Origin of the sequence: Aestuariirhabdus sp. LZHN29 (genome assembly GCF_049985285.1) — a bacterium.
Classification (GTDB): Bacteria; Pseudomonadota; Gammaproteobacteria; order Pseudomonadales; family Aestuariirhabdaceae; genus Aestuariirhabdus.
Genome location: NZ_JBNIEU010000004.1, coordinates 52,067 through 64,646 on the forward strand (window position 1 = coordinate 52,067; position 12,580 = coordinate 64,646).

Annotated in this window: 8 protein-coding genes; 6 read left to right on the forward strand and 2 right to left on the reverse strand. The window is 54.0% G+C overall.

Going from position 1 to position 12,580, the window contains the following annotated elements:
* Positions 1 to 54: 54 nt before the first annotated feature.
* Together ACP3PW_RS14415 and ACP3PW_RS14420 are read right to left on the reverse strand one after the other, a co-directional pair.
* Positions 55 to 273, reverse strand: a complete 219-nt coding sequence (locus ACP3PW_RS14415; protein WP_426417433.1) for a DUF2835 domain-containing protein — start codon at positions 271 to 273, stop codon at positions 55 to 57.
* A 123-nt stretch (positions 274 to 396) separates the two neighbouring features.
* Positions 397 to 5,208: an NAD-glutamate dehydrogenase gene (locus tag ACP3PW_RS14420; protein ID WP_426417434.1), complete on the reverse strand. Its 4,812-nt coding sequence runs from the start codon at positions 5,206 to 5,208 to the stop codon at positions 397 to 399.
* Positions 5,209 to 5,413: 205 nt separating this feature from the next.
* Between ACP3PW_RS14420 and ACP3PW_RS14425 the strand changes: the two genes are divergently transcribed.
* Genes ACP3PW_RS14425 through ACP3PW_RS14450 form a run of 6 tightly spaced genes read left to right on the forward strand, consistent with a single transcriptional unit; the run spans position 5,414 to position 12,459 of the window.
* On the forward strand, positions 5,414 to 6,376 hold the full coding sequence (locus ACP3PW_RS14425) for an AAA family ATPase (RefSeq protein WP_426417435.1): 963 nt from the start codon (positions 5,414 to 5,416) through the stop codon (positions 6,374 to 6,376).
* Between the two features lie 8 nt (positions 6,377 to 6,384).
* Positions 6,385 to 7,314 (forward strand): DUF58 domain-containing protein, encoded by a 930-nt coding sequence (locus ACP3PW_RS14430; protein ID WP_426417436.1) that lies wholly within the window; start codon positions 6,385 to 6,387, stop codon positions 7,312 to 7,314.
* Entirely contained in the window at positions 7,307 to 7,789 is a 483-nt protein-coding gene (locus tag ACP3PW_RS14435) for a DUF4381 domain-containing protein (RefSeq protein ID WP_426417437.1), read from the forward strand. The genes ACP3PW_RS14430 and ACP3PW_RS14435 overlap by 8 nt, the downstream gene beginning before the upstream one ends.
* Positions 7,779 to 8,813, forward strand: coding sequence for a vWA domain-containing protein (locus tag ACP3PW_RS14440; protein ID WP_426417438.1), 1,035 nt, complete (start codon positions 7,779 to 7,781; stop codon positions 8,811 to 8,813). The genes ACP3PW_RS14435 and ACP3PW_RS14440 overlap by 11 nt, the downstream gene beginning before the upstream one ends.
* Positions 8,810 to 10,711 carry a vWA domain-containing protein gene (locus ACP3PW_RS14445; RefSeq protein WP_426417439.1) on the forward strand — a complete coding sequence of 634 codons (1,902 nt, stop codon included), beginning with the start codon at positions 8,810 to 8,812 and terminating at the stop codon, positions 10,709 to 10,711. The genes ACP3PW_RS14440 and ACP3PW_RS14445 overlap by 4 nt, the downstream gene beginning before the upstream one ends.
* Positions 10,705 to 12,459 (forward strand): BatD family protein, encoded by a 1,755-nt coding sequence (locus ACP3PW_RS14450; RefSeq protein WP_426417440.1) that lies wholly within the window; start codon positions 10,705 to 10,707, stop codon positions 12,457 to 12,459. Before ACP3PW_RS14445 ends, ACP3PW_RS14450 begins: the two co-directional genes overlap by 7 nt.
* Positions 12,460 to 12,580 lie beyond the last annotated feature (121 nt).

Here is a 12,580-nt window from a genome sequence, read left to right on the forward strand (position 1 = left end):
CAATGAAAAAAAGAGCAGCCTCAGGGCTCATTATCATCGCTGTTGTTCAAACAGCTATAAGCGCTCGATGCGTTGAAACTTGCCCTGCATATCGAACTCAATGCGAAAGCTCCCCTCGATTCCATTGCGGGTCACAAATGGCCGCAGAATTTCACTAGGAAAAACCACCAACCTACCATCTCGCGAACGCGCCTGAACCTGCCGCACAGCTCCTGCGTAGTGCGCTCGATACTGCTCTGCCGGTATTAAAATATCTACAATCAAACTCTGCATAAGCGATTTCTGGGCCGCTTTGAGCCACTACCCTACTGGCTAGAATATCGACAAGGGTATTCCCCATCCCAAGACATGGAGCCGAGGCGCTCTATACGCAACGGCTCCGCATCACGAGTACCTCTAGTGACTACTCTGCACAAGGTCCACCAGCTCTCGGTTAGCAACGGTAAACATCGCCAGCTCGCAACTTCCCTGACTTCTCAAGTCTGTCAACATGCCGTCCCAGCGTTGCACTAGCGCTGCATTCTCGCTCAACCAGTTCGTCAACTGCTGCTCTACATCCACCTTGCCGTTGGCTCCTTTAAGAATCGCCACGGTAAGAGCCCGCAGCTGCCAGTTGAGCTCGTCACGAATACTTTCACGAGCCATGGATTGCCATTGATTGGTGGTGTCGAGGTTACCCAACTCCTGAGCAAACCAGGTGATATCCAGGCGATCACCCAGAGCAAAGAAGAGCTTTGCTACGATATCAAGGGGATGACCGGTTTGGTCTGCGGCATGAGTAATCGAGAGGCTACCGGACAGCAAGCGCTTTCCAGCTACAACCCCTGCGAGGGTCTTGGGCACTCCGGCTGCGGTGAGCTGTTCCACTCTTTGTTCCCACGACTGGCGCTGTTTGTCATTTAGCAGTTTGGGAAACAGCTTCACAAACTCGGTAACCTTGGGACCATAATGCGCAACCGCGTCCTGAGCGATCAGGTCGTTGCGCTTCATGCGGATAAACCAGCGAGTGGCGCGCTGGGTCAACTGAATCAGTTCGCCCATCATCTGGTGCTGAACCTGGCTACTCACCTTATGATCAAGCTTTTCGATCTGGTCGAAATAACCCTCCATACCGAAGGAGTCTCGCGCCACAACAAACGCTCGTGCGATATCGGCTGACGGAGCCCCCGTAGACTGCGCCAGCCTGTGAACAAAGGTGATTCCCATCATGTTCACCATGTGATTCACGATCTGGGTCGAAACGATCTCCCGACGCAGGCGATGGGATTCGATCAAGTGGCCATACTTTTTCACCAGTGATTGCGGAAATGCGGTGTTCGCCTCTTTTGCCAGATAAGGATCATCGGGAATATTCGAGGTCAACAGCTGCTCTTTAAGGTCCGCTTTACTGTATGAGATCAGCAGTGAAAGTTCCGCTCTGGTCAGACCCTGACCTGTCGCCAGCCGTTCGCTCAAACCTTCATCATCAGGCAGGTATTCAATCGCACGATTCAATTTACCCTCGGCTTCGAGGTGGCTGATAAAACGCCGATACTCATCCATACGAGCTTGAGCCTGGGATTGAGCCAGGGAGATCGCCTGTACCTGGCGGTAATTATTCTCTAGCACCAGATTTGCAACCTCATCGGTCATTTTCTCCAGGATTTTATTACGCTGCTTCGGAGTCATATCGCCACTGCTCACCATCTCGTTCAGCAATATTTTGATATTAACCTCATGATCCGAACAGTCGACGCCACCGGCGTTATCAATAAAATCAGTATTGGAAGCGCCCTTATTGAGGCAAAACTCTACCCGCCCAAGCTGAGTGGCACCCAGATTGCCACCCTCGCCAATCACCCGGCAATTTAGATCGCCACCATTGACGCGCAAAACATCGTTGGCCTTATCGCCTACATCGGCGTGGCTTTCACTGCTTGCCTTGACATAGGTACCGATACCACCGTTCCACACCAGATCTACCGGTGATTTCAATAGTGCCGTAAGCAGTTCGGTTGGTGGCATGTGGGTTTCTTTGATATTGAACCGGGCTTGCATTTGCGGACTAATGGGAATGGACTTAGCCGCCCGCGAAAAGACGCCGCCTCCTTTGGAGATCAGCTTGCTGCTGTAATCCTCCCAACTCGAACGCGGCAGATCGAATAACCGCTTACGCTCGACCCAGCTCGCCTCTACATCGGGCTCAGGATCAATAAAGATATGCAGGTGATTAAACGCGGCGACCAATGCCAGTTTTTTGGAGAGCAACATACCGTTACCGAACACGTCACCCGCCATATCACCAATACCGACGACGGAGATACTCTCCTTTTGCACATCAATATCCATTTCGCGGAAATGTCGTTGAACCGAGACCCAGGCCCCGCGGGCAGTAATCCCCATCTTCTTGTGGTCGTATCCGGCACTGCCACCGGATGCGAATGCATCTCCGAGCCAAAATCCGTATGCATTGGCAAGCTCGTTGGCAATATCAGAAAACGTAGCTGTCCCCTTGTCTGCGGCCACGACCAGGTAAGGGTCGTCTTCATCGTAACGCGTAACCCGTTCAGGGTGCACGACCTCCCCCTCTACCAGATTATCGGTGATGTCGAGCAGCGCACAAATAAAGGTGCGATAGGATGCGATGCCTTCCGCCAAAAAGGCTTCCCGGTCACTGCTATCGGGTAGGCACTTGGGCACAAAGCCACCTTTAGCGCCCACCGGCACGATCACCGCGTTCTTTACCTGCTGGGCTTTTACCAGTCCCAGAACTTCGGTACGGAAGTCTTCCTGACGGTCAGACCAACGCAGTCCGCCCCGTGCTACTTTGCCTCCCCTGAGATGCACCCCTTCTACCCGGGGAGAGTAGACAAAAATCTCAAATAGAGGTGCTGGCAGGGGAATCTGCGGAATCTGTCGTGGTGCGAATTTAAAACTGACATAGCTTTTAGGATCGCCCTGCTCCCCAAGCTGATAAAAGTTGGTCCGCAAGGTCGCCCCGATAAGGTCCAGATAGCGACGCAGGATTCGATCTTCGTTGAGAACGCTAACCTCATCCAGCGCCGTCAAGACCTTGTTTTGAAGCAAAACCCGCTGCTCCTCTCTCTGCTCCAGAGACAGATCCAGATCGGGATCAAAGCGCACACTGAACAGCTGGACAATGGTCTGTGTGATATCGACATGGCTTGCCAGGGTGTCTGCTATATAGGTCTGCCCCAAACCAAAACGAATCTGCTTCAGGTAGCGGGAGTACCCTCGCAGCATGGCTACCTCGCGCCAGTTCAGGTGTGCTGCCAATACCAGACGATTAAAACGGTCATTTTCGGCATTTCCGAGCCAGGTTTGTTGGAAGGCATCCTGGAAAATTCGATTGATTTTTTGCACATCCACTGACCGGGCGCCATAGTCGAGTACAAAATCATGAATCCAGATGCGCTCGCTGCCCAGGCGTTTGATCACATAGGGAAACTCGCCAATCACTTTTAGCCCCAGATTCTCCAGCATGGGAATCAGGTCAGATAAGGGCAACGTGTGTCCGTAGTGAAACACCTTGAAGTGCAGATGCCCTTCCTGCTCATCAAGGGACTGATAAAAGCTCATCGTTAGAGGATTATCGGCGGAGAGCATTTCAATATGGTCGATATCAACAACCGCAGTGCGCGGCCCAAAACGCTCTTTATAGCTGGCGGAAAAACCCCGCCCATAGCGGGAAAGGAGGCGATTACCGCTGACCTCCCCCTTCACCTCAATCACTGAGTGCCTGAGTTCATCCTCCCAGCTATGGGACACTTGAACGATCTCATTGTACAGCAGGGCTCGGTTGAAATGCGTTTCCCGATCGGGATCCAGACGCAAGTTAAACTGTACCCTGCATAGAACAGACTCTGAAAAATAGGTAGTAAACTCAGAATCCTGTGCATTCAGGCCGCGCACAAGAATCGCCTCACTCGCTTCCCTGAAACTGGTGCTATAGACGTCACGCGGAACGTAAACCAGACAGCTGGCAAACTGCCGAGTACGGTCGATGCGGATAAACAGCTTAATCTGGCGACGCTCCTGAATGTGCAGTATCTGCAACGTCGTATCAAATAGCTCCGGGGTAGGTGTTTGAAAAAGTTCATCTCTGGGGAAGGTATCCAGGATCTGTTTTAGCTCCTTACCATGGTGGCTAGCTCGATCGAAACCGCTCTGGCTTTCTATACACTGAACCTTCTCCCTAAGATAGGGGATCTGGTCTGGACTCTCTGTATACACAGGCGAGGTATAAAGCCCGAGAATTCGCGCCTCCTGCTTTAACCCACCCTTGTCATCACTCAAACGAACCAAAATGCAATCGGGGTAGGCCGGCCGGTGAACGCTGGAGCGGACCGGTGATTTGGAAAAGGAGAGGATATCCAGGTTACCGGCATCGTAACAATGCTTGCTCAAACGCTTGCTGTAATCGGTGTAGGCGTCACTGGAGAATAAGCCCAGACGTTTGCCCGGTTTCAGAATCGGGCAAGTGACATCATCACCGTCGACGACATCCAGAAGCTCATACCCCAAAAAGGTAAAGTTGTTATCGAGTAACCAGCGCAGAAACGCCTGGGTTTCTGCCACATCGTCTTTGCGTTCCTTTTCAACGCACTTGATTAACTCCTCAACCGCCTCGCACACTGGCGAATAGCTGGACACCACCATGCCAACATCGTTTAGCACCGAAAGGAGCCGCATCTTTAACGATTCCAGCTCCTCGTCAGACGCAACACGATCAATCTCCATGTACATTAATGCTTCTTTGGAGTTACCTTTTCCCGGTTCCACCACGTCCTGCAAGCTGCCTTTCGCCGACCGCTTAACCTCAGCAATATTGTTCTGGAGATAATGAATCGTGGATCCAGCTTCGTTCAGGTGCATCCGCACCGAGTCAACCAAAAAGGGGCTATCCGCCAGGAATATCTGGATCACGGTATGGGTTGAATGCCACCCATGATGCTCATACTCAGGGTTAAATATCTCGATACGGGGTGTGTCGTCGGGCTTGCTCTGGTAGAGTTTCCAGAAGCTAAGGGTGCTACCCACAATGTCGGCTTTGTTGAATCCCATCAGGTCTTCGAACCCAATAACGGAGAAAAATTGGCGCACAAAACGCTCCGCTATGGCCGCTTTCGCAGCGGGGATATGCAGTTTTACCTCCGCCACGAGTTTATCCATGTACTCTTGCTTGTTTTCGGCAGAAAACTGACCCATAAAAGTGCTCCCTATTTTACGGCATAAGACCTGAACGGCAGAGAGTCCAAGCCTCTCCACCAAACGCAATGAGTTAAGCGTAGACTATCCACTCGGCCAACACTAAAACTGCCAACAAACTACCGGATGTTTACACCACAAGCCATTGAAATATTAATAGAAAGACCAATAATAACAGCAACTAATTGCTACTGGTGAGGCACCAATGTCCGAACGTGAATCGATCCGCAATCTGGAGCACTTTCTCTCCGACGTCATTCTCGGCCAACAGCGCCTCGTTAATCGACTGCTGATCGCTTTGCTTGCCGATGGCCACCTGCTAGTAGAGGGCGCGCCCGGGCTAGCAAAAACCCGGGCAATCAAAGGTCTGGCCCAGGGAGTAGACGCCGGGTTTCACCGTATCCAATTTACCCCAGACCTACTCCCGGCCGATATTACCGGCACCGACATCTTTCGTCAGCAAACCGCCAGCTTCGAGTTCCAACGAGGACCTATTTTTCACAACCTGGTGTTAGCCGATGAGATCAACCGCGCGCCGGCAAAGGTTCAATCTGCACTGCTGGAGGCGATGGCCGAACGCCAGGTGAGTGTCGGCACCACTACCTACCCGCTTCCCGCGCTCTTTCTGGTCATGGCAACCCAGAACCCCATTGAACAGGAGGGAACCTACCCTCTACCTGAGGCCCAGCTGGATCGTTTTCTGATGCATGTCAAAATCGGTTACCCCGACGCCCAGACGGAACAGCGCATACTCGCCCTCGCCCGCCGAGACGCCCAGCAGGGAGGGGAAACATTGCCTCCCGAACAGATTACCCAGGAACAGATTCTGAAAGCACGGCAAGAGATACTCGAAGTCCATATGGCGCCCGCCGTCGAGCAATATCTGGTGAACCTGGTATTAGCGACCCGCAACCCTGCCTATTACGATGAGGAGTTGGCGAGCTGGATCGAATACGGTGCCAGCCCACGGGGCACTATCTCCCTGGACCGGTGCGCTCGTGCTCACGCCTGGCTCATGGGGCGAGACTTTGTAACCCCCGACGACATCCAAGCCGTTGCCCACGACACCCTGCGTCACCGTATTATTCTAAGCTACAGCGCTCAGGCCCAGCAGATCGATAACGATCACTTTATCGACCGCCTACTCACCTGCGTTCCGGTTGCCTGAGTCGTCAAATGCCTGGGGCCTATACCAATCTCCGTGAGCTGGTTGAGCTGGGCAGTGATGCCAGCAGACTGGGAATCTATAGCACGCAGCACGTTCGTAGCGCACTATCGGGTCAGCATCGAAGTCGCTTGCGTGGCCGCGGGATCGATTTCGACCAGGTTCGGCGTTATCAGGCGGGAGATGACATCCGCAGCATTGATTGGCGTGTAACCGCTCGCAGCGGAGTTGCCCACACGAAGCTATACCATGAAGAACGGGAGCGGCCTGTTGTTATTTTACTCGATCAAAGTCCCCGCATGTTCTTCGGCTCTAGCCTTAACTTTAAATCCGTGGCCGCGGCCGAGTGCGCTGCTGCTCTATCATGGGCCGCACTTGAGCATGGAGACCGGATCGGTGGAATGCTGGCAACCGGGTTAGAGGAGAGGCTAATCCGCCCCTACCGGAGCAAACGCACACTGTTACATTGGCTTCAAACTATCGTGGATGCCAATCATCGACTCGACAACAGCCTACAGGACGCGCCCTCAAGTTATCTGGCGGACACCCTCTCGAGCCTCCACCAGTCTATCGATACAGGGGCCGCACTCTTTATTATCAGCGACGGGGCGTTACTGGACAGCGCCTGTGAACCCCACCTGCACCGACTGACAAAACACCACGACCTGCTTTTTCTTCGGGTAACCGATAGGCTGGAACGCGACCCCCCCAGGGCAGGGCTCTACCCCATCAATAACGGTGAGGATTCGTCGATATTAGATACTCAGTCAGACAGCGCTCAACAACAGTATCAAGCGATCTGCCAGCAGCAGCTCCTCGATACAGAACAGCGACTGGCACGGTTTAGTATTCCGTTACTGGATATCGATAGCGGTTTACCAACGCAACAACAACTAAACGCCCTTTTCCCAGACTCGCGGGGGAGGCGTCATAATGGCTGACAACAAGTTACTCGAACAACTGGCACCACTGGCAACACCGGAGCCGATCAATGGGCTATGGCCCTTGGCACCTGGCTGGTATTTGCTCGGCGCACTGCTTCTGGCAACTCTCTTCATCGGTTACCCTCTACTTAAAAAGCGAAAAAAACGAGTCGCTGAAAGAGCCTACCGTAAGCAGGCCCTCAAAGAGATAAACAGACTTTGGCTGCAATACCAGAAAAACCAAAACCCCCTCACTTTCGTTGAGCAGAGTAACCAGCTTTTAAAACGCACCGCCATGCAAGCCTACCCAAACGATCTAATAGCGCCAATGAATGGCCCCCAATGGTGGCAATTTCTGCACTCCTGCTACCCATCCGGACAATATCGCGAAGCCGAGCAGGTCGAGAGTTTCCGTTACCAGCCCGACTTTGCTCACGACCCTGCCCCGCTCTACGAATACTGCAAACAGTGGATTACACACCATGACTCTTGAGCTGGAATGGCCCTGGATCTGGTTACTGCTGCCGCTACCCATATTGGTGTACTGGCTGCCCCCTCGCGCGCGGCCCACGGCCAGCACCGGCATCCGCCTGCCCCATTACCAACAAATGGCTCATCTAAATACCCACAGAAAAGAGCGTAAGACCCGGCTCAGTCTGCTGTTGGGAACAAGCGTTCTGTGGGCTCTAATGTTGTTAGCAGCATCACGCCCTGTCGGGGTCGGAGAAGCGATCCCCGTGCCGGCCCTTGCTCGTGACTTAATGCTAGCGATTGACCTATCGGGCAGTATGCAAACCCAGGATATGCAAATAGCAGGACAGCCCGTCGACCGCTTACGAGCCATCAAGCATGTGATGCAGCCCTTCATTGCCCGCCGGGAGGGCGACCGTCTTGGGCTCATACTGTTTGGGTCCCAAGCTTACCTGCAATCACCCCTGAGTTTTGATCGCAAAAGCGTTGGAATTTTGCTCGACGAAGCCCAGATTGCCATGGCGGGCCGGGAGACCTCTATTGGAGACGCCATAGGCCTCGCCGTCAAACGATTGCGCTCTCGTCCCGCCGCCAGCCGAGTGCTGGTACTGGTGACCGATGGTGCCAATACCGCCGGCGAAGTGACCCCTAGGCAGGCAGCCCAGCTGGCAAAACGCGAACAGGTCCGAATTTACAGCATCGGTGTTGGCGCAGACGAGATGATCCAGCCAGGCATCTTCGGCTCCTCTTTCGGTGCGCGCCGTGTTAATCCCTCTTCGGATCTCGATGAAAAGACCCTGACCGAAATCTCTTCGCTTACCGGTGGACGCTACTTCCGCGCCCGCAATCCTGACGAATTACAGCAGATCTACCAACAACTGGATGCCCTGGAGCCTGTTGAACAGCAGGCCCAAACGGTGCGCCCCAGACGCAGTCTGTATTACCTGCCTTTAGCCACAGCCATGGGCATAGTCGCCCTCTGGTGGCTCGTTAACATCATCCTGCGACGCGGTTACTTCCCTCCATTGAGGAGAGATGCCCGATGAATTTATTCCAATGGATGGCGGACTTTCACCTGTTAAGGCCCTATGGGCTATTACTACTCCCTTTTGGAGGTGCATTACTTTGGCTGCTGTCCCGCTCAAAGCGGACACAATCAGCCTGGAGCCAGGTGATACCGGCTAACTTACTAAGGCATCTACAAACAGATAACCCAAGCGATCGCCGCACGACCCTGACAGGGTGGTTAGTGCTCGGTTGGGTGATAGCCAGCCTGGCACTGTCCGGCCCCAGCTGGCAGCGCCTGCCCTCTGTTGTGTACAAAAACCAGGCACCGCTGGTGATCGTACTCGACCTATCCTGGTCCATGTATGCGTCTGACCTTTCTCCCGATCGGCTAACTCGTGCCCAAAGAAAAATACGCGACATTATGGATATCCGAATTGACGGAACCACCGGGCTCGTTGCCTATGCCGGTGACGGCTACCGGGTCGCTCCACTAACCGACGATCGGGCAACCATCACCAACCTCTTGTCGGTACTCGAGCCCTCCTTAATGCCCCTTGCAGGCAGCCGCGCCAGCCGTGGCATACGCATGGCATTGGAGCTTCTGGGTAGCAACCCTGGCGACGGTGCCCAGATTTTATTACTCACCGATGAGGTAAGCCCTGAAGAGAGCGACCTGATTCGCCAGCAGCTAAAAGGCACCGGTGTAATGATCTCCATTATCGGTGTTGGCACCCCCGAAGGTGCCCCGATAAGCGTGGAAGGTGGTGGTTATTTGAAGGATACCAACGGAGCGATCGTCATCCCGCGACTGGATGCTGGCGCACTCAAGGGGCTGGCACGCTCACTGGGGGGACGCTACGCAACCATTAGCTTCAACCCGTCAGACTGGAAGCAGGTTCAAGCGGGCCCGTCCCTTGGGGATAGTGCTCGCCAACAGGAGCAAACCTTTGATCAATGGTCCGATCAGGGTTACTGGCTCCTATTGCCGTTGCTCGGCTTGCTATTAGCCAGCTTTCGTCGCGGCTGGCTCCTCACGCTACTGCTGCTCCCCATCGTGCTAATGCCCAGCGAACCCAGCTATGCTCTCGACTGGCAGTCGTTATGGAAAACGCCCGATCAGCAAGGCAAGGTGCTACTGGAGGAAAAACGGCCACAGGACGCCGCCACTAAATTTGATAACCCTGCATGGCAGGGCTACTCCCACTTCGAAGCCGGGAACTATGAGGCTGCATCCGATGCCTTTAAAAACAGTGCGGGTATCGACTCACTCTACAACCGCGCAAATGCAGAGGCGATGGCCGGTAACCTGCCTCAGGCACTAACGCTCTACGATGAAGTGATCGAGCAGAACCCTAACTATGAATCCGCACTGAAGAACAGGTCAATCGTTGAGAAATTGATGAAGCAGCAACAAGAAAACACAAAAAACTCTGACTCACCTCAGCAAACGCCCAAAGAGTCTCAAGAGGAGTCAGAGAAAGGCTCACAAGAGCACTCCTCTGACCCGTCAGGGAGCGATTCAGGTTCTGACCAGAACCCGCAAAACCAACCCTTCCCAAACACATCAGAAGGGGCCAAAGGGGCAGAGAACACAGACCAACAACAGAGCAAAGACCGGGCAGCAGACGCAGGGCAGGAGCAAGCGTCGCTGCCTGAAGCCAATAACAACGAGTCCACAGATAGTCTTGAGCGTCCAGAATCAGACCAACAGCATAGCAAACCCGAACAGCCGGCTACCTCCCCTGGCAACGCCAATAATACGGAGGAGCAAAAGGCGCAATCCTCCGTCGACGACCTGCCACTATCGGAAGACCGCCAAGCCATGGAGGGTTGGCTACGGCGCATACCGGATGACCCGTCTGGACTGCTCAGGAGAAAATTCGAGATGCAACATCGCCAGCGCGATCCCCTGCAGGCTGGAGAGCAAATATGGTAACGCTAAACGCAAAATCAGCCACTAAATCCCCCGCCACTGCGCCCCTTGCGACAAGCATCATCTGCTTGCTTATGCTGTGTTGGGTTCCATTGGGGTGGGCGGAGAGTTTCATCGCTTCAGTCAACCGCACGAATATAGGTCTCAACGAAACGGTGGAGCTCACCCTTCGCAGTGATAAACAGCAGTTCTTTAGCACACCCGATCTATCCCCACTGGCGGAGCATTTCGATATCATCGGCCAGCGCCAAAGCAGTCAATTTACGATAACAAATGGTAAGAGCGTCTCCTGGACCGACTGGATTGTAGAGTTGCGCCCGAAGCGCGCAGGATTTGTGGTGGTTCCCCCGATTGTTTTAGACAACCTCGCGACAGATCCGATTACCCTCAAGGTCGCCAAAACGCCCTCCCAGTCTGACCAACCCCAAACTGCGGCGACTACTCCAGTTTACATTGAGTCCAGCGTTGATCTGGAAGAGGTCTATGTTCAACAACAGATCATCTACACTCTGCGGATTGTCCACTCAGTGCCGCTGTTCGATGACAGCCAACTCAGTGATCTTAAAATTGAAAACGCCATCGTCCAGTCCCTTGGAGAGCCCACGGCTCGCTCCGAGGTCATTAATGGTACCCGCCATGGGGTGTTTGAACTGCAGTACGCCATTTACCCCCAGCGCAGCGGTGATCTGGTCATCCCCTCGCAGATATTCACCGCAACCGCAGCAGACCAGGCGAATCGATTTGACCCCTTTCAACCACGGCCGGGAAAACGTCTGGCTATACGCTCCCCCGAGATCAGCATACGAGTCAATGCGGCTCCCCCTGATAGAAATGAAAGCCCCTGGATTCCCGCCCGCGAACTGACCCTACAGCAACAATGGAGTGGCGATCCCACCGAGTTAAAAGTGGGAGACTCCATTACACGAACCCTTATTTTGCAGGCAGACGGTTTGACCTTCGCTCAACTTCCTCCCCTGGTTGCCGCCCAGATCGATGGATTAAACGCCTACCCCGATAAACCTCAAAGCGAAAACAGACGTTCCGAGAACGGCATTCTGGGCACTACCCGGCTCTCCAGTGCCTACGTAGCGACCGAGCCCGGAGAGTATCAGCTTCCCTCGATAACCCTGGAGTGGTTCGATACCCAGCTCGGGGAATCTCGAATGGCGACGCTCCCTGAGCAGGTGATCACCGTCATCGCGCCTGCCGCCCCAAAACAAACAGCGATTGTCCCTCCCCCCAGCCAACCGGTCGAACAGGCTCCGCGCCCCGCCTCCCCTGCGACGGTCGGAAGCCAGGGGGAGTTCGCCGATTTGACTCCATGGAAATGGAGCACTGCGATATTGGGCTGTCTCTGGGTTGCGACGCTGTTTTGGGGTTTCACTCGCCGGCGCCAAAACCCATCTCCCCAGCTTCCGGAGCAAGGCAAAGAGAGCGCCGAAAGCATCGCTTACCGATTATTAATAGATCGTATGGAGCAGGGACAGTCTGGCCCGGAATTCATCCAAGCACTAAGACGCTGGCTGGCTGAGCTATTGCAAGCCTCAACAGGCACGCCACTAATCCGCCTGTGTGAAACCACCACATCGCCCGAGCTAATCACCTACGTGCTTGATTACGAGCAGGCTCTCTACAGCGAGCAAACCGGCTCGACCCCGGAACCCCGCACACTTTTACCCACCATCAAAAAGATAAGAAAAGCTCACTTTAACACTTCAAAAAAAGAGGAACTGAGACCGCTTTACGGCTAAATAGACTCGACACCAGACCAGCGTACCCATCCGACAACCCAAGGCAAAACTATCCTGCCCTGCAAGCGCGGTAAACGCAGGCTGACAGGCAGCACTACTCCTTACACGAGGAGCTGACCCC

Bases quoted from the DNA above. Each gene is read 5' to 3' on its own strand.
- ACP3PW_RS14415 (WP_426417433.1), bottom strand. From the start codon at position 273: ATGCAGAGTTTGATTGTAGATATTTTAATACCGGCAGAGCAGTATCGA.
- ACP3PW_RS14420 (WP_426417434.1), bottom strand. From the start codon at position 5,208: ATGGGTCAGTTTTCTGCCGAAAACAAGCAAGAGTACATGGATAAACTC.
- ACP3PW_RS14425 (WP_426417435.1), top strand. From the start codon at position 5,414: ATGTCCGAACGTGAATCGATCCGCAATCTGGAGCACTTTCTCTCCGAC.
- ACP3PW_RS14430 (WP_426417436.1), top strand. From the start codon at position 6,385: ATGCCTGGGGCCTATACCAATCTCCGTGAGCTGGTTGAGCTGGGCAGT.
- ACP3PW_RS14435 (WP_426417437.1), top strand. From the start codon at position 7,307: ATGGCTGACAACAAGTTACTCGAACAACTGGCACCACTGGCAACACCG.
- ACP3PW_RS14440 (WP_426417438.1), top strand. From the start codon at position 7,779: ATGACTCTTGAGCTGGAATGGCCCTGGATCTGGTTACTGCTGCCGCTA.
- ACP3PW_RS14445 (WP_426417439.1), top strand. From the start codon at position 8,810: ATGAATTTATTCCAATGGATGGCGGACTTTCACCTGTTAAGGCCCTAT.
- ACP3PW_RS14450 (WP_426417440.1), top strand. From the start codon at position 10,705: ATGGTAACGCTAAACGCAAAATCAGCCACTAAATCCCCCGCCACTGCG.